An 18,613-nucleotide genomic window follows, 5' to 3' on the forward strand; every position below is an offset into this window, starting at 1 on the left:
CTTTCACCTCGTTAATTGTAACATATCAATTGTTCATTATATCATAGTTTAAATCCTATAACAACTCTATCAATGCCTTGTATATCCTTCTTTGTGTATATTTTAGTATATCCATGATTCTTCATAATCTCACAAACATCTCCAGCTTGATCATGTCCAACCTCATAAGCCAGTATTCCATTTTGCTTTAAAAACTCATGGGACCCTTTTGTTATATCCCTGTAAAAATCAAGACCATCAACTCCACCTTCTAAAGCATTATATGGTTCATAATCTTTAACTTGAGTATGCAAAGTCTTCATATCTTCTCTTCTTATGTAAGGAGGATTAGAAACTATAACATCAAATTCAACATTTTCATCTTTTATAGCACTAAATAAATCTGATTTCACAAAATTTATTTTATGTTCTACATTATTATTTATAGCATTTTTCTTTCCTATCTCTAAAGGAATATCTGATATATCAAATGAAGTTAAGCTAGCATTTTCTAAATATTTAGCTAAACTTATAGTTATAGCACCTGAACCAGTGCCTATATCTAATATATTAACATTATTTTTATCTTTGCAAAGTTCTATTAATTCTTCTACTAATGGTTCCGTATCTGGTCTAGGAATTAATACACCCTCTTTTACATAAAAATCAAGTCCCATAAATTCTCTATTTTCAATTATATAAGCTACTGGTCTTCCATTTAATCTATCATTTATTAATTTTAAAAATATTTCTTCTTGCTCTTTCGTTAACTCTTTATTTAAATTCATGTGTATATAAATTCGATCTACATCTCCAAGAGATTTTTGTAGCAATAATTCTACATCTAACCTTGGGGTATCACTCATTTGAGCTAGATCTTCTGAGTATTTAATAATTACATCTCTTATTGTCATATCTGCTCCTTTATTTTTCATCTACTACAGCTTTTAATGCAGCTATTGCTACCTCTAATTGTTCATCATCTGGTTCTTTTGTTGTGAAATTTTGCAACATCATACCTGGATATGCGACAAACTTAGTAAATTTATTATTATATTTCCCAAGAAATCTTATTATTTCATAAGATATTCCAGCAACTATCGGTATACATATTATCCTCATAACTACTCTCATTATAGGATTTGGCCAACCAAAGAAAGAAAATAATATTATAGATATAAACATAACTATAAATAAAAAGTTAGTTCCACATCTTGGATGTAGTCTTCCAAATTTCCTTGCATTTTCAACTGTAAGTTCCAAGTTATTTTCATAGCAGTATATAGATTTATGCTCTGCTCCATGATATTGAAATACTCTTTCAATATCTTTATTTTTTGAAATTAATATTATATATCCAAATAATATACTTATTCTAATTAAACCTTCGATTAAATTAAGCAACAAATCGTTACTTGCAAATTTAGAAAATATACCTCCAACCATAGTTGGCAATAGTATAAATAAACCTATTGATAGTACTAATGATAGCACTAACGAAAATAAAAGTATTATATCATTAGCTTTATCTTTAAATACCTTCTTTATAAGTTTATCAAAGAAATCTTCCTCCCCTTCTTCTAAAAAGAATTCAGAAGAAAAGTTTAAACTCTTTATCCCTTCAATCATGGTTTCAATTAATACAAATGATCCTCTTATAAAGGGAATTTTATCTATATTCTTCTCACTTATCCAACTTTTTATTTTATTTTTCTTTATTATAATCTCTCCATCACTCTTTCTAACAGCAACAGCCCTTTTATCTTTGGATTGCATCATAACACCTTCTATTAGAGCTTGCCCCCCGACAGCTTGTTTCTTCATATACTCACCTCTTAAATTTAGACTTAAGCTACTTATATTTTATTATAATACAAAAATACCCTTTAAAGTAAAACTTTAAAGGGACATATATATTGCAATAAGTCTATTTTTCATCATTATATACTATATGACATTTTCTACATCTAGCTTCATAGCTTTCTACAGCTCCTACTTGTATTATAGGATCGTCATATTTTGCTGGTTCTCCATTGATTAACCTTTGCGATCTTGTTGCAGGCTGACCACATACAGAGCATATAGCTTGTATTTTATCAACAAATTCTGAAACAGCTAAAAGTTCAGGAGTTGGGCCAAAAGGCTCTCCTTTAAAATCCATATCTAACCCTGCAGCTATTACTCTTATTCCCTTATCAGCTAAATCTACTGCTATGTCCACTATTTTTTCATCAAAGAATTGAACTTCATCTATACCAACAACTTGAGTTTTGCTATCTATAAAGTCATATATTTCCTTTGGACTACTAATCGGTATTGCATTTACACTGTCTCCACTATGAGAAACTACATCTTCTTTACTATATCTGTCATCTATTTTAGGTTTAAATACAACGATATTTTGCTTTGCTATTTTAGCTCTTTTTATTCTTCTTATAAGTTCCTCACTTTTACCACTGTACATAGGTCCAATTACAACTTCTATATATCCATGATTGACTGGTCTATACATACTTAGTACCCCCATTCTTTAATAATTATTTTTTCATTAGCTTGAATTTCAATAATCTATATTTTAATTTAATCACTAGGATTAAAGATTTATCATCATTATTTCAATAAAATAGGAGTTGGCTGCCCAACTCCACTTTTATAAAAACTAGTCCATTTTGAATCTCTTCTTGAACTTGTCTATTCTTCCACCTGCTTCTATATTCTTTTGTTTTCCAGTATAGAAAGGATGGCACTCAGAACATATTTCTATTTTTATCTCGTCCTTAACAGAACCAGCTTGGAATGTGTTTCCACAAGCACAACGTACTTCTACAGCTTGGTATTTTGGTTGTATATCTTTTTGCATTCTTAGTCACCTCTTCTCTTATTTTTATAAATTAAATATATTAATTTTTCGTTTTGCATTATCAACTACACCATTATAGCATAAGTTTTTTCTTGGTTCAAGGAGTTTTTGAATTCCTATTAAAGTGCTTTTATTGATTTTATAAACTCATCATTATTTCTAGTTCTCTTAAGAAGTTCGATAACTTTATCAGTAACTTCTAGTACAGAATTGTTACTCATTTCTCTTCTTAATCTCCATAATGCAGATTTTTCCTCTTCAGTAAGTAATAGGTCTTCTCTTCTTGTTCCAGACTTGTAGATATCTACTGCTGGGAATATTCTCTTTTCAGCTAATTTTCTATCTAAATTTAATTCCATGTTACCAGTACCTTTGAACTCTTCAAAGATTACATCATCCATTCTAGACCCTGTCTCTACTAATCCAGTGGCAAGTATCGTAAGTGAACCACCACCTCTTATGTTTCTAGCAGCTCCAAAGAATTTTTTAGGTCCATGAAGTGCTCCTGGATCTAAACCTCCTGATAAAGTTCTACCAGTTGGAGATATTGTTAAATTGTAAGCTCTTGCAAGTCTTGTAATACTATCTAATAATATAACTACATCTTTTCCATGTTCAACTAATCTTTGAGCTCTATTTAAAACCATTTCTGCAACCTTAACATGATGACTCGATACTTGGTCAAATGTAGAATAAATTACATCTCCATTTATAGATTCTCTCATATCAGTTACCTCTTCAGGTCTTTCATCTATTAAAAGTACTATTAATTCAACGTCAGGATGGTTTTTAGCAATGCTATTTGCAACATTTTTAAGAAGACTCGTTTTACCTGCTTTAGGAGGCGCTACTATTAAACCTCTTTGGCCTTTACCTATTGGAGATATTAAATCTATTAATCTCGTTGCTATATCATTTTGACTTCTTTCTAATGTTAATCTTTCCTCTGGATATATAGGAGTTAACAGTTCAAACGCTCTTCTCTTTATTGCTGTATCTGGATTTTCATCATTTATTTTTTGAACATATAAAAGTGCTCTAAATTTTTCACCAGTTTTAGGGTGTCTAGTTATTCCCTTTACTTTATCACCAGTTTTCATATTAAATCTTCTAATTTGAGATGGTGATACATATACATCATTTTCTGTAGATAAATAATTTGAACCTCTTAAGAATCCAAATCCATCTGGTAATATTTCAAGAACTCCCATTACCTCATCATCTTTAGAAGTATTAAATTCATCTACTATTTTAGACTCATCTACTACTTTTGGAGTGTAATAATTTTTATTGTTATTATTTCTTGGGTTATTATTATCTATACTTTGACTTCTATTTTCGTTATTAGGTTGTCTATTATCATTTCTTTGGTATCTGCTTTCTGTATTTCTAGAATATTTATTATCCGATTCTTTTCTCTCATAAGGCTTTACATAAGCTCTATTTTGAGTTTGTCTATTATCTGATTGTTTATTATTCTCTTGCGATTCATTTGTAAAAACATTATTTGTTTTTACACCCTCTTCTTTATCTATTTTTTTTTCTTCTTTAGTATTGTTTTTATTACTTTCGTTTATTAACTCAATTAATTCATTTTTCTTATACTTACTAATTGATTTTATACCTAATTCCTTAGCTATTTCTTTCAATTGAGGCAAAGTCTTACTGCCTAATTCATCTAGTGTTATATTCTCTAAACTCAAAAAAATCCTCCTCATCTATTTTTCATTTATATAATTATATAATTTTCATATATTATTTTTGGAAATTAAAGGTGTGAAAAAGAAAAGTTTTACTTAACAATTAATTTTAATAATATCATCACTCATATACTAAGGTCAACAAATAAAAATTAAAACTAATTGTAAGAATAAAGTTAATTTTCATCTACTTGTATATATTGAACACTTTTCTTAATTTTAAACTTAATTTTTATAAAAATTTATGTGCATTTAACATATAAAATAGACAACATGATAAATATGTTGTCTATTTTAATTAGTATTTTATAAGTTTTAAATTTATTCCATATTATATTTTTTCATTAATTCAACTAATATATCATTTTTATCTAGACTATGAATTGCATCAACAAATCTTATTGTACCTGTTTTAGCTCTCATTACTACAGATTGCGTCTTAGCTTTATTGCCACCTACATGTTTTACTCCTTCTAGTAAATCCCCCTCTGTAATTCCTGTTGCCGCAAAGAATAAATTATCTCCTTTAGCTAAATCATCTATATCTAAAACTTTTTCAAGATCTTCATCAGAGTAACCCATTTCATGGCATCTTACTCTTTCTTGCTCACTTAATGGATATATCTGACCTTGCATATCTCCACCCATGCATTTTATAGCTGCAGCTAATATTACTCCTTCTGGGCCTCCACCAATACCCATCATCATATCTATCCCTGTTTCTTCGAAACAAGTAGCTATTCCTGTTGCCACATCTCCATCCCCAAACATTTGAATTCTAGATCCTAATTTCCTAGCAGCTTCAACTATATCATTATGTCTTTCTCTATCTTGAACTGTTATAGTCATTTGTGTTGTTTTTTTACCTAAAGCTTTTGCCACAGATATAATATTTTCTTCTGGACTCTTAGTTAGATCTATTGCTCCCTTAGCATTTGGACCTACTACAATCTTTTTCATATATGTATCTGGTGCATTTAATAAACTCCCTTTAGATCCCATAGCTATTACTGATATAGCATTTGGAAGACCTTTCGCTATTAAAGTAGTTCCATCTAAAGGATCTACTGCTATGTCAACTTCCATACTATCTTCATTTTGGATACCTACTTTTTCACCGATATATAACATAGGAGCTTCATCTAATTCCCCTTCTCCTATAACAACTTCTCCATTAATTTTAACCGATTCAAAAGCTTTTCTCATAGCTTCTACTGCTGCACCATCAGCACCATTTTTATCGCCTTTTCCCATAAATTGCGATGATACTAATGCCGCTGCTTCCGTTACCCTAACAAGTTCTAATGCTAAATTTCTATCCATAATAATATATTCATCTCCTTAGTTAGTCTTATTAATGAAAATTATATATTATATTTGTTAATTAGTAAACATATATGTGTACTTTAAGTAATTAGTATGATATATTAGTTCGTATTTTCAATATAGTATTGTTAATAACTCTAATTTATACATCAAATAAAAAAGCTGATCTTTAAAATAAAGACCAGCTTTTTACTACATCATTGATGTAAGTACGCTTAAAAGTGCCGTCATACTTGATACTACAAGAATTGCTACAATAAATATAGCTATAGCTTTATTTCTCTTTTTTTGTTTCACATTTGCCATTTATCTTTCCCCCAGTGTTATCTATTTTTTGATTATCAAATTTGTCGCTAATTTTTTTTAGATATTCTATAAATCCGTCTCTAAGTTCTGGTCTTTTAAGAGCAAAGTCTACAGTCGCTTCTAAAAATCCTAACTTATCTCCTACATCATATCTTCTACCATCAAAGTTATAAGCATACATAGCCTCTTTTCTAGATAGTTCTTTTAAGGCATCTGTAAGTTGGACTTCTCCACCCTTTCCAGCTGGCAAATCTTCTAATATTTCAAATATCTCAGGAGTTATTATGTATCTACCTAGTATAGCTATATTAGATGGCGCTTTTCCTGGCTCTGGCTTTTCTACTAGATCTTTAACCTTATAAACTTTCTCTTCTATATGCTTTGCTGCTATTATTCCATACTTGTCCGTATCTTTTGCATCAACTTTTTGTACACCTAGTATAGTAGTTCTGTATTCTTCATAAGCATCTATAAGTTGCTTTAAGCAAGGAACTTCATTGTCAACAATATCATCTCCAAGCATTACAGCAAATGGTTCATCTCCTATAAAGTGTCTTGCACAGTATATTGCATCTCCCAAACCTTTAGGTTCTTTTTGTCTTATATAGTGTATATTTATCATATTAGATATACCTTGAACTATATCTAATAATTCTTTTTTTCCTTTTTGCTCAAGCTCTAGTTCTAATTCTACAGATTTATCAAAGTGATCTTCTATTGATTTTTTATTTCTACCAGTTATTATAAGTATCTCTTCTATCCCTGAAGCAACTGCTTCTTCTATTATATATTGTAATGTTGGTTTATCAACTATTGGTAACATTTCTTTTGGTTGTGCTTTTGTTGCTGGTAAAAATCTAGTACCTAAACCTGCAGCTGGTATTACAGCCTTCTTAACCGTTCTTTGCATAAAATTATTACCTCCACTAAATAAATTGAGTCTATTATTTTAATATATAAAAAGCCCTATAAATAGGACTTTTGATATATATTTTAACACTAATATATTAAACTTGTCATGTAAATTATTTTGATACTAGTTTTTCAAGTTCTTTGACTAAGCCATCAAATTTTTTAATAGTACCTTCTATTGGTTTAGTACTAGTTAAATTGATACCTGAATTTTTTAGTAAATTTATAGGGTAATCTGATCCTCCTTGTTTAAGGAAATTCATATAATTATCCGGTCCATTAGTTAATATATCTTGTGCAAAACTAACTCCTGCACTACATCCTGTAGCATATTTATATACATAAAAACTATTATAAAAATGTGGTATTCTAGACCAACCTACTTTTGCCAATTGATCTAACTCATAATCTTTCCCATAATATTTTTGTAAGAGTGATCCCCAAGTGTCATCTAATACTAAGGCGTTTACACTTTCTCCTTTTTCAACCATTTCATGTATACTTTTTTCAAACTCAGCATACATAGTTTGGATATATAAAGTATCTTTTATTAAATCTAGATATTGAGTTATATAATATGCTTTTTCTTTATCATTGCTAGCATTTTTTATAAGAGTCTCATATAACAATGCCTCATTAGTTGTAGATGCCACTTCATGAGTAAATATTGATGGATCTGAATTAAAGTAACTTTGATTTTTAGAACTTATATATTCATATGCCGCGTGACCTAATTCATGGGCTAATGTAGATACTGAACCTAAACTATTATTATAATTTAATAATACATAGGGATGATTTCCGTAAACTGATAAGCAGTATGCACCACTTACCTTATTTTCGTTAGAATATACATCTACCCATCTTTCATTAAATGCTTTATAAAGTATATCTCCATATTCTTCTCCAAGTGGAGCTAAAGCTGAATATACTATCCCTTGACCTTTATCATAGGTAATATTTTTATCAATAGGCTCTAACATAGGAACAAACATATCATAATAGTATACCTTATCTAAGTTTAAAACTTTTTTTCTAAGACTAACATACTTATGAAGGCTATCGGTGTTTTTACTTACTGTTTCTATTAATTTATCATATACCTTTGTGTTTATATCATCTGACTTTAAATACATATCTAAAGATGAATCATATCCTCTTTCACTTGCGTAGAATACATTCTTTTTAACTTGACCTATTAGTAAACCTGATAAAATATTTATATTGTCATCGTAAGCTAAAAATTCACTTTGATATGCTTTTTTTCTATCTTCTCTGTCGCTACTTCCCATAGCTGAAGCGTACTCAGCTGGAGTTAAATTAGTCTTTTTATCCATATTTTTAAATAAATCATAAAGACGTCCTGGGAGAGAAGACATTGATGAAGTATTTGCAAGTATATCTTCACTCTTTTCATCTAAATAATACTTTTTACATCTCCTAATATCTCCTAGGTACATGCCATACTTTTTGCTTATCTTCTTGTCTGATATTATCTTTTCATATTCTTTATCTGATAATTTTAATATCTCTAACTCTAAATCTGAACATATTCCCATATATTCTTTATAAACTTTACCCATACTATCATTTAGGTCTAAATACTTATAAGAATTTTTATTTGTATCTTGTTTTAATTTAACATATGCAGATAGCTTATTAACTCTTACATCTAGCTTTTCTTTAATGTCTAAAGCAAAAGATAGATGAGTTTTTGATTTTGTAACTTTTCCTATATAGTTTTTAAGCTCTTTAGTATCTTTACTAAATGATTTAAGTTCTTTTTTCCACTCATCATCACTTTTATATAATGATTGTAAGTTCCAACAAGTTTTAGTGTAATCAATACTTGGTTTTTGTGGTTCTTCTTTACTTTCTTGTTCTTCTTTTTCTTCATTATTGTTCATAAAACGAGTAATATAATTAATTTTGCTAATACATTGTGCATCAGTTTTTGTGCTCATTGGTATAGTACAAAAAATAGATATACATAAAGGTATTATTACTTTACACAGTTTTTTACCCATAAAAAGCCATCCTTTCAATAAAATCTACTTATCTATTAGGATGGCTTTTTGAGTCCATATTATTCAACTATTACCATTAGAAATTTCTTATCAATTAAATACTTATCCACATATTTATACACATATTCACAGGTAGATTTACGACAAAAAATTAGTTTTTCCAGTATATATAAATATCTTTATTTTTTCACTTTTTCTAATTTATAACAGTTTATTAACACTTTTTTTGAAGTTATCAACATATTTTATAACTTATCCACGTATTTTTGTTAATAAATGCTATTAATTAAGGTGTTTTCAAAAATATCCAAATAAAAATGTATTTGTAGTATTTTGTCGAACTTTGAAATTCCAACATTCTTAGCTATATTTAATTTTATCCACAATTCATTAACATTTTATCCATACCTTGTTGATATATTATTTATAATTAACTTGCACACACTTTTGTAACTAAAACAGTCATATCATCTTCAACATTTCCATCTTGTATTTCTATAGCTCTATCTAATATTAGATTTGCTATTTCCTTAGGGTTTGTAGTATCTATCTTTTGTATAAAATAAATTAGCCAATTATCTCCTAAGTTCTTATTCTTACCTGCATCAAGTATTCCATCAGAAACCATTATTATATAATCTCCATCTTTCACCTTAACAGCTTTTCTATCTAACTTTATATCTGATAATATTCCTACTGGAAGAGATGATGATGATACTAAATCTATATCTTCATTCTCTCTTTTTATATACGTAGAGCAAGCTCCCATCTTTATAGTTTCTAAAGACCCTTTTTTTAAATCCATGATACCTAAATCTAAAGTTGAAAACATCTCATCTGAAGATTTTAATAATAACATGTTATTTATAGTATTTATAATTATTTCATCTTCAATCTTTGCATCCATCATTTTCTCTAATATATCAATAGTAATAGCAGACTCTTCATATGCCTTTTTTCCTTTTCCCATACCATCACTTATTGCTATCATATACTTACCATCATTTATATCCATATACGTATAGTTGTCTCCACATAATATATGACCATCTTTGGACATAGAAGATACTTCCGTAATAGCTTTATAGTTTTGTGATTTGGTTAGGATTATTTTACACCTTTCACCTAGAGAATGGCATCCTATCTTTTGTGCTGATAAACTTTCTTCAACAAAATCTGAAACTACTTCTATAAGACTTTTTTCACACATACAACCACTACTACAAGTGGTTTTTTCTATAGTTATTTCAAAATCATCTTCACCCTTACTTATATAACTTACTCTATCAACCTGTATGTTATTTCTTTCTAAATGATCATGTATGCTCTTTTCTTTTTCTATATCTAAAATTATGCTACTTTCTAAATCATTTGATAATGATTCAATAGATTTAGATATACTTCTAATTTGATTAGATATTAGCTTTCTACTTTCCGAAAACTTCAGATTCCAATTATAATCTATTGCAAACATTTTGTAATAGTAATTTGATACCTTTATTATCGCTTCTGGCTTTATACATTCTTTAATAAATTCATCCGATGCATCATCTATAGTTATTTCTCCATTTTCCTCTAGCTTTTCTAAAATTTCATACATTAAGCTATAAGTATGGTTAAATTTCATTTCCCAACAACGTCTTTTCATTCCACAATTTCTACACTCATCGTTATGTATCATATCAACAACAGTTGCAATATCTCTTTGATCTATTACCTTTTCTTTTTCTCTTATTTTATCAAATGTATAAGCAAGTTCATCATATGCCTTATACATATTTATAAGTCTATTGTTAGTTAAATTTTTACTTCTCATTATATAATCATATATTACTTCATTTGAGGTGATATTTGTTCTTACAAGCTTCTCAATTTTAGCAAAAAATTTCTGTGGTAATAAAACCACAATTAAACAAGCTATTAGCATATCTCTAATCTGCGTTAAATTCGAAGTAATTCCAGAGGTATATGCATAAATTATTATCCAGCTTAATATATATCCTAATATACAAAAATATTTATTTAATTTACTAAAAGCTCCACCTACAAGCCCCGCAAAAGAATAGATTCCCATGTATATAACTGAACCTACATTATTTATTATAAATGCTATTCCAACTATTACTCCAGAAGCTGAACCCATAGGCGAGCCTCCTAAAATTGCAGACACTAAAATTAATACAGTCGCTAAAACAGTTCTAAAAGAAACACCTAATAATGATATATCGCCTATTCCAATTATGCTAAAAGTCATTATTAAACTTATAGATATAGCTTCTTCAACCTTAACTGATATCCTATTATTTGAATTAGTTAATAATCCTATTCCAAATGAAAATATATACGTAGCTATAAAAGTAATTACACTTTCAATAAAAGCTAAAAATATATCGTACATATAAGTGTCAGATAAAAATGCTTGTCCTATAGATATAGGTATAATTATTGCACTACCTATAAATGCTAACTTTAATATAGAGGTTATGCCTTTTAGCTTCTTGCTAATAATCAAAAGTATAAATAGGCATACTGTATATTTAAGATTATAGGACATACTATTAGCCGATAAAAATGTACCTGCTAACACAGATATAAATACTGGTAGCTTATATCTTTCCGTTTTTGATATATATAAGAAAAATGCCACTCCCAATGGAGCTATTGACCCTATTAATATCGATCTACTTAATAGAAATCCCATTATAACAAATAAAATTGTATTTGCATCAATGTATCTTTTTATCTTTATGTTCTTTAAATCTAAGTTTTTATTTTTTACACTCGCTACAGTTTTCTCCATAAAAAATCTCCCCCTCATTTGCTTATAAAGAAATTGTAGCAAAGAGGGGGATTTTTTTTTGTCATATTCGGTTTTGCTTGTCCTAAAATATTAAGACATTTTTTGTAACTTTTGACATATTAAGCCTTCCAAATTATCGTATTCACTTACTGTTATATTTTCTATTTCTAGGTTTTCCATTATTATATTTAATATTTTTACACCAGCTGTTATAATATCCGCTCTTTTAGGTTGTAAGCCTTTTAATGTTTTTTTATCATTTAATGTCATTTTCTTTAAATTTTGTAGAATTGTTTTTATATCTTCATTACTTATACTACTATTATGTATCTTTTCCATAGAATATACTTCTAATTTCTGGTTCATCGCCGATAGAGAAGTTATTGTTCCACCGATACCCACAAGTTTTTCTATTTTCTTTTCTTTAATATATTTTAAGGTATCTCTAATTTCATTCAATATAAAATTAGACATATCTTCAAATTCTACCTCACATATAGGATCTTTTTTTAAAAACTTTTCTGTAATTCTAAGAGCACCTACATTTTCACTTTTTGCAAACTTTATTCCATCTCTATCTCCTATAATAAATTCTGTGGATCCTCCACCTATATCTATAACTAATATATCTTTTTTATCTTCTAATCCCTCTAATACCCCTTTAAATCCTAGATTAGACTCTTCACTACCACTTACTATCTCAACATCTATCCCTGTCTTTTCTTTAGCTAAGTCTACAAAATAATCTCCATTTTTACTATCTCTAAGCGCAGATGTTCCCATACAATATATATACTCACATTCTTGTTCTTTGCAAGTAAGTTCAAATTCTTTTAAAGCATCTATATTTCTTTGTATAGCATCTTCTCCTATATATCCATTTTCATCTACACCTTGTCCAATTCTAGTTGTATTAACAAACTTTTCTCTATTTATTATTTTACCATCTATATAATCTGCTATTAATAATCTCATTGAATTAGTACCTATATCTACAGCTCCTACTTTCATTACTTCTCTCCTTATCTTTTGTTTAGTTAGAATACTTAATTATGTAAAAAGAAGGCAACTAAGTTACCTTCTTCCCATGTCAATATATATAGTTTCATTTGGCTTAACCATATTTAATCTTTTTCTTGCAACGGTTTCTAAGTCTTGAGTCTTATCTACTTTTTTTAGATTTTTTATTTCTTCTTTAGTCTCACTTATTTGTTTGTTTAAGCTTGCTATCTCACCTTTATACTCTTTTAACTTTGTAAGTTGAAATATAAACCCCGTTATTAAACTTACACAGATACAAAGTACAAATACAGACATAACCGCAAACTGACCAGAAAATTTTTTTCTTATGTTCATCTCTAATCTACACCCTTTTTCTTTTTCTTTTTATTTTACTTTTAGATTTTCTTTTTACAGCACTCTTAGTTGCTAAAATCATATTAGGTATATAAAATATCATATCAAATAAAAAGTGAATTGAGTAGATTATAATGTAATACAAATTGTTTGAAATACTGACTATGTATTTTACAGTTTTTATGAAAAAACTTGTTATTAAATAAATTATTTTATTTATTATTGATAAAATAAATTTACTTACGGTGTTGTAATATAAGATAAAACCAATAAATAATGCCACAAAATGATAATATCTAAGTTCAAAAGATTCTACAGTATTTACTGTTATAAATATTACCAAGGTAGCTAAAATCCAAAATAGTGCATCAAATACTACTGAGAAGTATTTCATAAACTTAAAATTGGATTTTAGAGCCCTATAAATATCAAATAGTAAACCTATAACTATTCCACCATAAATAGTTGCATAGAAAGAACTTGCATCTTGAGTAAATGGCATCATCTACTTAAATACTTTCTTAAAGAAATTTTCTTGTGGCTGTTTAGGTTTAGCATATACTATAGAATTTATTGTTCCAGTTACACTTATAATATTTTCATCTATGCTTAATTTGCTCATGTCTAGGTTCTCGCCTTCTATTACCATTTCACCTGCAGAAGTTTTTACTTCTACCTTTTTGTCATTAAAAGAATATATATGCTCTACACCCGAAATAACTAAGTTTTCTCTTTCTTTCAATGTTATATTATGTTCCATAAGATCCCCCCAGTTAATATTTCAATTCATACTACTATAAATATACTGCGGGAATACTAAATTTATTCTACTATCTCATACATTTCTTTGGCATCATTTTTTAGTACATGCTCTCTTATTTCATTTATTTTAAATTTCATTATTTTTTCCCCGAATTTTATTTCTAATAAATCTCCTATATTAACCTCTGATGAAGATTTAGCTACTTTTCCGTTTATAGTAACTATTCCTTTATCACATGCATCTTTAGCTACAGTTCTTCTTTTTATTATTCTTGATACTTTTAAAAATTTATCTAATCTCATATTTCATCCTCCTAAGTTGTAACTTTTGCTATTATATCATTATACAGAAAAAGTGTGGTAATTATCCCACACTTTTTTCACTAATTAATTATCCATTTATTATATCTTTAAGCCCTTTTCCAGCTTTGAATACTGGAGCTTTAGAAGCTGGTATTTCTATAACTTCTTCTGGGTTTCTTGGGTTTCTACCTTGTCTAGCAGCTCTTTCTCTTGTTTCGAATGTTCCAAATCCAACTAATTGAACTTTTTCACCTTCTACTAATGCTTCTTCAACAGATTTCATAAAAGCGTTTAATGCAGCTTCTGCTTCCTTCTTTGTTAATTCACTTTTCTCAGCTATTTTTGATACTAATTCAGCTTTGTTCACGATACTACCTCCTAAAGTTTTTATAATATAGAATTTAATTTTAATAAAAATTCTAGATTTTTGACAAATTTATTTTATAGTTTATTGGCTTTAGCCTTATTCCAAAGTTTGTCCTTTTCCTCAAGTGTCATTTTTTCAAAATCTTTATTTAGATTCATTGCACTTTTTTCCATAAATTCAAATCTATTTATGAATTTTTGGTTTGTACAGTTCAAGGCTTCTTCTGGGTTTATATTTAAAAATCTAGCTAAATTTACTATAGAAAATAATAAATCTCCTAGTTCTTCCTTTATGTATTTTATATTTCCTGCTTTGCATTCGTCAAGTAGTTCTTGATATTCTTCTTCAATTTTTTTAAATACATCCTCTATTTTGTCCCAATCAAATCCAACAAGTGCTGCTTTATGTTGAACCTTGTCAGCCTTTAAAAGTGCTGGTAAATACGTTGGTATTCTCTTTAATCCATCAGTTATACTAGTTTCACCTTTTTCCTCTTGCTTTAATTCTTCCCAAGTCTTTTCAAAATTAGACATATCTAAGTCTTGTCCATTAAAAACATGAGGATGTCTATGTATAAGCTTTGTGCATATTCCTTTTATTACTTCTTTTAAATCGAAGAATCCTTCTTCTTGCCCTATTTGACAGTGGAATATTACTTGTAGTAGAATATCTCCTAATTCTTCTATGATCTCATCTACATCATCATTGTCAATAGCTTGGCAAAGCTCATAGCTTTCTTCTATAAGGTATTTTTTTAGCGATTCATGTGTTTGTTTTTTATCCCAATCACATCCAGATGGACCTCTTAATGTGCTCATTATTTTTTCTAGCTCATGTACTGTATTATACATCTTTTTAGTACTTTTTGGTATATATAAACTGCTTAAATAACTAAATAAATTTTCACTTCTATCTAGTTCATGTAATAGAACATACTTCTTACTCTCTAGATTCTTAACACCTGCACCATTTACTATACATACTTCTTGATCATAATCATAATATTCCATTAATTTTAGCTTTATATTTGATGCTATAAAATGATCATATATTTGAGTTACTATCATGTTAGTATCTGTGTCTATATATGAATTTTCTATTTCAAAAGCATCTAGTAATTTAAACCCATTTGCTGGGTCTATAGCTAAATAATTAAACATAGCGTCTACAAAGCTCATAGAAGCTATTGTTTCCACTTCTATGTTGTTTTGCTTAGCTAGTCTTTCTATTATGCTTACAGTCTTTTCTGCGACCCTTGGATGGCCTGGTACTGCATATACTAAATCTCCATCCTTAGATGCTTCTACGATAAACTCAGAAATTTTACCGTATACATTTTCAAAATTTTCTTCGCTATCATAAAAATGGTCTAGAGAAGTATATTGTATAGTTTCTTTAAGCTTGTCCACAGTAGGATGTTTTTCTGTTCTTAGAAAAATTCTAGAACTTGATTGTAAAGCTTCTAATGCGCCTTGGCTTATCAGAGAATAATCTCCTGGTCCAAGTCCTACAATACTTATTTTTCCCATATCATAACTCCTCTTACTTATTTAATAACACAAACAAAGGAAATTTTCTACATATAATTATTCCCTTTGTTTGTATTTCTATTGTTTTTTCTATCTCATAAGGTTAAGTTTTTTTAGTAATTTATAAATCTTATCACCTTTTGGCATAGTTAATACTTCTTCTTTTTTAATTCCGCCTATGAATAATAGTACTAATCCATAAACAACTGCACCTATTGCAATCGCTACAACAGTTGCTAATTTACCGCCTATTATTCCACTTAATAATCCATACCCTAACTTAACTACAACAAACATAGTTAAAACTGTTATCAATGGCTTTATAACAAATTCTTTAGATGAGAATTTTATATGCGTCGATCTTTTTATATAAGATAATTCTATTAAAACTGCTATTAAGTAAGCTGATACTGTTCCTAATGCAGAACCAAATACATTTATTTCTGGTATAGCTGTTAAAGTATAACTTATAACTATTTTAAATAACATACCTACACCTAGAGCTATAACTGGAACCATTGGTTTTCCCATTCCTTGAAGTATACCGTTCATAGTTTGCATTAATCCTAAGAATACTACACAAGGAGTAAGAACTAGAAGTAAAGTTCCAACCATCGGTGGTTGACTAGGATATAAAAGCCTCATTATAGGTGATGCTAGTGCTGCAATACCAAACGCTGCTGGAAGTACAATTAACGATGTTACTTTTATAGCACTTTTTATATCTTTTTTAACCTTTACTTTGTTTCCTACTGCATATGATTCAGATATAGCTGGAACTAAACTCATACTCATTGCAATAGTTATTACTGATGGTAGATTTATTATTGCCATAGCAAACCCTGTTAATTGACCAAACATTGCATTTGCTTGATCAACAGTAAATCCTGCTACAGCAAGTCTTCTTATAACTATAACAGTATCTACCATATTAACTAAAGGCATCACTGAAGCACCTATTGTTATAGGTATCGCAACTACTAATATTTTTTTTAATATTCTAGAAACAGATTCGTCCTTGAAATGCTTACTTGCTTTTATTTCAGCCTTACGCTTCTTTCCTTCTACTAAGTATGCTAATACCAGGTAAATTATAGAAACTACAGCTCCTATAGTAGCCCCAGTTATTGCTCCTGCAGCTCCTAATTCAGGACCTTTAAAATCCATTAGGTAATATGCTAATCCTAATCCTAAAACAACCCTAAAAAACTGCTCTGCAATTTGAGAAATTGCTATCTTTGTCATTTCCTTTCTACCTTGGAAATATCCTCTATAAGAAGACATCACAGGCACAAATAAAAGCGCCGGTGAAATTGCAATCATTGCATAATATGCACCTGGATTTTTTATTATATTATTTACTATGTAATTTGCACCAAAGAAAAATATAGCAAATGCTATAAGACCTGTCATAAATAATACTGTATATGACACTTTAAATATCTTATGTGCTCCTTTATAATCACCGATTGCCGATTTTTCTGAGACTAATTTAGCAAGTGCAGTTGGAAAACCTGCTGTTGCTAATGTTAAAAATAAAGTATACACAGGATACGCTGCTTGATAATATCCCATACCTTCTTCCCCTATTAAGTTGCCAAGAGGAATTCTGAAAAATGCACCTATTATTTTAACGATTATACCTGCCGCTCCAAGTATAAAGGCGCCTTTTAAGAATGAGTCTTTATTCTTGTTATTATTCATAACATAACCTCCATCTTATTTATATAACAAACTTTAATATATCATATATTCAACAACTTATTCAATATATTACTATAACTTTAAAAGACCCTAAAAATTTAGGGTCTTATTTTAAAATAACTATTGAACTTGTTTTCCTAAGAAATTAGCAGCTATTTTTAATATTTTTTCTTCACCTTCAGATAAAGCATTTGACTCTTTAGAAACTAGTATTATAGATCCTATACAGTCTCCTGAAGAGCTAACTATCGGCATTATTACCTGACTAGTATACTCCATTGGATCATCTTTATGCAAAGCTAATATTTTACTATTATCGCTATGTTTTACTTCTCTATTTTCTATTAGCTGTTCAAGCTCATCACTTATGCTTTTTTCTTTATAGTCTTTTTTGGCTAATTTTGAAACAGCTATTATAGAATCTAAATCCGTAACTAAAACTCCATAGCCTAAAGTTTCTCCTAAAGTTTCTGCATATTCTTGAGAAAATTCATTTAACTCTCCTATTGGTGAGTATTTTTTTAATATTACTTCTCCATCTTTCGCTGTAAATATCTCTAGCGGATCTCCTTCTCTAATTCTTAGAGTCTTTCTTATCTCCTTAGGAATTACAACCCTTCCTAAGTCATCTATTCTTCTAACAATCCCTGTCGCTCTCATTAAATTGATCCCTCCATTAGTA

Annotated in this window: 18 protein-coding genes; all 18 read right to left on the minus strand. The window is 28.9% G+C overall.

Annotation, left to right across the window (positions count from 1 at the left end):
* Positions 1 to 41 precede the first annotated feature (41 nt).
* On the minus strand, positions 42 to 914 hold the full coding sequence (prmC, locus tag JNUCC81_RS17775; RefSeq protein WP_454094674.1) for a peptide chain release factor N(5)-glutamine methyltransferase: 873 nt from the start codon (positions 912 to 914) through the stop codon (positions 42 to 44).
* Positions 904 to 1,803 (minus strand): DUF1385 domain-containing protein, encoded by a 900-nt coding sequence (locus JNUCC81_RS17780; protein WP_454094675.1) that lies wholly within the window; start codon positions 1,801 to 1,803, stop codon positions 904 to 906. The genes prmC and JNUCC81_RS17780 overlap by 11 nt, the downstream gene beginning before the upstream one ends.
* A 103-nt stretch (positions 1,804 to 1,906) precedes the next feature.
* The gene (locus JNUCC81_RS17785; RefSeq protein ID WP_208332479.1) at positions 1,907 to 2,491 is read right to left on the minus strand and encodes a thymidine kinase; all 585 of its coding nucleotides are present in this window, start codon (positions 2,489 to 2,491) and stop codon (positions 1,907 to 1,909) included.
* A 147-nt stretch (positions 2,492 to 2,638) separates the two neighbouring features.
* Complete coding sequence (gene rpmE / locus JNUCC81_RS17790) at positions 2,639 to 2,839, minus strand: 50S ribosomal protein L31 (RefSeq protein WP_042278031.1); 201 nt, start codon at positions 2,837 to 2,839, stop codon at positions 2,639 to 2,641.
* Positions 2,840 to 2,958: 119 nt separating this feature from the next.
* A complete protein-coding gene (gene rho, locus JNUCC81_RS17795; protein WP_454094676.1) occupies positions 2,959 to 4,557 on the minus strand; it encodes a transcription termination factor Rho in 1,599 nt (532 codons plus the stop codon).
* A 303-nt stretch (positions 4,558 to 4,860) separates the two neighbouring features.
* Complete coding sequence (gene glpX, locus JNUCC81_RS17800; protein ID WP_454094677.1) at positions 4,861 to 5,862, minus strand: class II fructose-bisphosphatase; 1,002 nt, start codon at positions 5,860 to 5,862, stop codon at positions 4,861 to 4,863.
* Between the two features lie 277 nt (positions 5,863 to 6,139).
* Positions 6,140 to 7,081 (minus strand): UTP--glucose-1-phosphate uridylyltransferase GalU, encoded by a 942-nt coding sequence (gene galU, locus JNUCC81_RS17805; RefSeq protein WP_454094678.1) that lies wholly within the window; start codon positions 7,079 to 7,081, stop codon positions 6,140 to 6,142.
* Positions 7,082 to 7,196: 115 nt separating this feature from the next.
* A complete protein-coding gene (gene pepF / locus JNUCC81_RS17810) occupies positions 7,197 to 8,990 on the minus strand; it encodes an oligoendopeptidase F (RefSeq protein WP_454096421.1) in 1,794 nt (597 codons plus the stop codon).
* Positions 8,991 to 9,540: 550 nt separating this feature from the next.
* Positions 9,541 to 11,910, minus strand: a complete 2,370-nt coding sequence (gene spoIIE, locus JNUCC81_RS17815; protein WP_454094679.1) for a stage II sporulation protein E — start codon at positions 11,908 to 11,910, stop codon at positions 9,541 to 9,543.
* Between the two features lie 90 nt (positions 11,911 to 12,000).
* Positions 12,001 to 12,921: a Ppx/GppA phosphatase family protein gene (locus JNUCC81_RS17820; RefSeq protein WP_454094680.1), complete on the minus strand. Its 921-nt coding sequence runs from the start codon at positions 12,919 to 12,921 to the stop codon at positions 12,001 to 12,003.
* 63 nt (positions 12,922 to 12,984) lie between these two features.
* Positions 12,985 to 13,266 carry an FtsB family cell division protein gene (locus JNUCC81_RS17825; protein ID WP_454094681.1) on the minus strand — a complete coding sequence of 94 codons (282 nt, stop codon included), beginning with the start codon at positions 13,264 to 13,266 and terminating at the stop codon, positions 12,985 to 12,987.
* Positions 13,267 to 13,273: 7 nt separating this feature from the next.
* On the minus strand, positions 13,274 to 13,771 hold the full coding sequence (gene yabQ, locus JNUCC81_RS17830) for a spore cortex biosynthesis protein YabQ (protein WP_454094682.1): 498 nt from the start codon (positions 13,769 to 13,771) through the stop codon (positions 13,274 to 13,276).
* Positions 13,772 to 14,026: a sporulation protein YabP gene (gene yabP, locus JNUCC81_RS17835; RefSeq protein ID WP_208332493.1), complete on the minus strand. Its 255-nt coding sequence runs from the start codon at positions 14,024 to 14,026 to the stop codon at positions 13,772 to 13,774.
* Positions 14,027 to 14,088: 62 nt separating this feature from the next.
* Positions 14,089 to 14,331 carry an RNA-binding S4 domain-containing protein gene (locus JNUCC81_RS17840; protein WP_208332495.1) on the minus strand — a complete coding sequence of 81 codons (243 nt, stop codon included), beginning with the start codon at positions 14,329 to 14,331 and terminating at the stop codon, positions 14,089 to 14,091.
* An 88-nt stretch (positions 14,332 to 14,419) separates the two neighbouring features.
* Positions 14,420 to 14,698, minus strand: coding sequence for an HU family DNA-binding protein (locus tag JNUCC81_RS17845; protein WP_042278050.1), 279 nt, complete (start codon positions 14,696 to 14,698; stop codon positions 14,420 to 14,422).
* 74 nt (positions 14,699 to 14,772) lie between these two features.
* Positions 14,773 to 16,227, minus strand: a complete 1,455-nt coding sequence (gene yabN / locus JNUCC81_RS17850) for a bifunctional methyltransferase/pyrophosphohydrolase YabN (RefSeq protein ID WP_454094683.1) — start codon at positions 16,225 to 16,227, stop codon at positions 14,773 to 14,775.
* A 90-nt stretch (positions 16,228 to 16,317) separates the two neighbouring features.
* Positions 16,318 to 17,931 carry a putative polysaccharide biosynthesis protein gene (locus JNUCC81_RS17855; RefSeq protein ID WP_454094684.1) on the minus strand — a complete coding sequence of 538 codons (1,614 nt, stop codon included), beginning with the start codon at positions 17,929 to 17,931 and terminating at the stop codon, positions 16,318 to 16,320.
* Between the two features lie 120 nt (positions 17,932 to 18,051).
* Entirely contained in the window at positions 18,052 to 18,591 is a 540-nt protein-coding gene (gene spoVT / locus JNUCC81_RS17860; protein WP_454094685.1) for a stage V sporulation protein T, read from the minus strand.
* Positions 18,592 to 18,613 lie beyond the last annotated feature (22 nt).

This window comes from Faecalimicrobium sp. JNUCC 81, assembly GCF_053667625.1.

Excerpts from the sequence above, each read along its gene's own strand:
- spoVT (WP_454094685.1), bottom strand. The coding sequence starts at position 18,591 with ATGAGAGCGACAGGGATTGTTAGAAGAATAGATGACTTAGGAAGGGTT.
- prmC (WP_454094674.1), bottom strand. The coding sequence starts at position 914 with ATGAAAAATAAAGGAGCAGATATGACAATAAGAGATGTAATTATTAAA.
- rpmE (WP_042278031.1), bottom strand. The coding sequence starts at position 2,839 with ATGCAAAAAGATATACAACCAAAATACCAAGCTGTAGAAGTACGTTGT.
- JNUCC81_RS17825 (WP_454094681.1), bottom strand. The coding sequence starts at position 13,266 with ATGAACATAAGAAAAAAATTTTCTGGTCAGTTTGCGGTTATGTCTGTA.
- yabQ (WP_454094682.1), bottom strand. The coding sequence starts at position 13,771 with ATGATGCCATTTACTCAAGATGCAAGTTCTTTCTATGCAACTATTTAT.
- galU (WP_454094678.1), bottom strand. The coding sequence starts at position 7,081 with ATGCAAAGAACGGTTAAGAAGGCTGTAATACCAGCTGCAGGTTTAGGT.
- yabN (WP_454094683.1), bottom strand. The coding sequence starts at position 16,227 with ATGGGAAAAATAAGTATTGTAGGACTTGGACCAGGAGATTATTCTCTG.
- spoIIE (WP_454094679.1), bottom strand. The coding sequence starts at position 11,910 with ATGGAGAAAACTGTAGCGAGTGTAAAAAATAAAAACTTAGATTTAAAG.
- JNUCC81_RS17780 (WP_454094675.1), bottom strand. The coding sequence starts at position 1,803 with ATGAAGAAACAAGCTGTCGGGGGGCAAGCTCTAATAGAAGGTGTTATG.
- rho (WP_454094676.1), bottom strand. The coding sequence starts at position 4,557 with ATGAGGAGGATTTTTTTGAGTTTAGAGAATATAACACTAGATGAATTA.
- yabP (WP_208332493.1), bottom strand. The coding sequence starts at position 14,026 with ATGGAACATAATATAACATTGAAAGAAAGAGAAAACTTAGTTATTTCG.
- JNUCC81_RS17840 (WP_208332495.1), bottom strand. The coding sequence starts at position 14,331 with ATGAGATTAGATAAATTTTTAAAAGTATCAAGAATAATAAAAAGAAGA.
- JNUCC81_RS17855 (WP_454094684.1), bottom strand. The coding sequence starts at position 17,931 with ATGAATAATAACAAGAATAAAGACTCATTCTTAAAAGGCGCCTTTATA.
- pepF (WP_454096421.1), bottom strand. The coding sequence starts at position 8,990 with ATGAACAATAATGAAGAAAAAGAAGAACAAGAAAGTAAAGAAGAACCA.
- glpX (WP_454094677.1), bottom strand. The coding sequence starts at position 5,862 with ATGGATAGAAATTTAGCATTAGAACTTGTTAGGGTAACGGAAGCAGCG.
- JNUCC81_RS17785 (WP_208332479.1), bottom strand. The coding sequence starts at position 2,491 with ATGTATAGACCAGTCAATCATGGATATATAGAAGTTGTAATTGGACCT.
- JNUCC81_RS17820 (WP_454094680.1), bottom strand. The coding sequence starts at position 12,921 with ATGAAAGTAGGAGCTGTAGATATAGGTACTAATTCAATGAGATTATTA.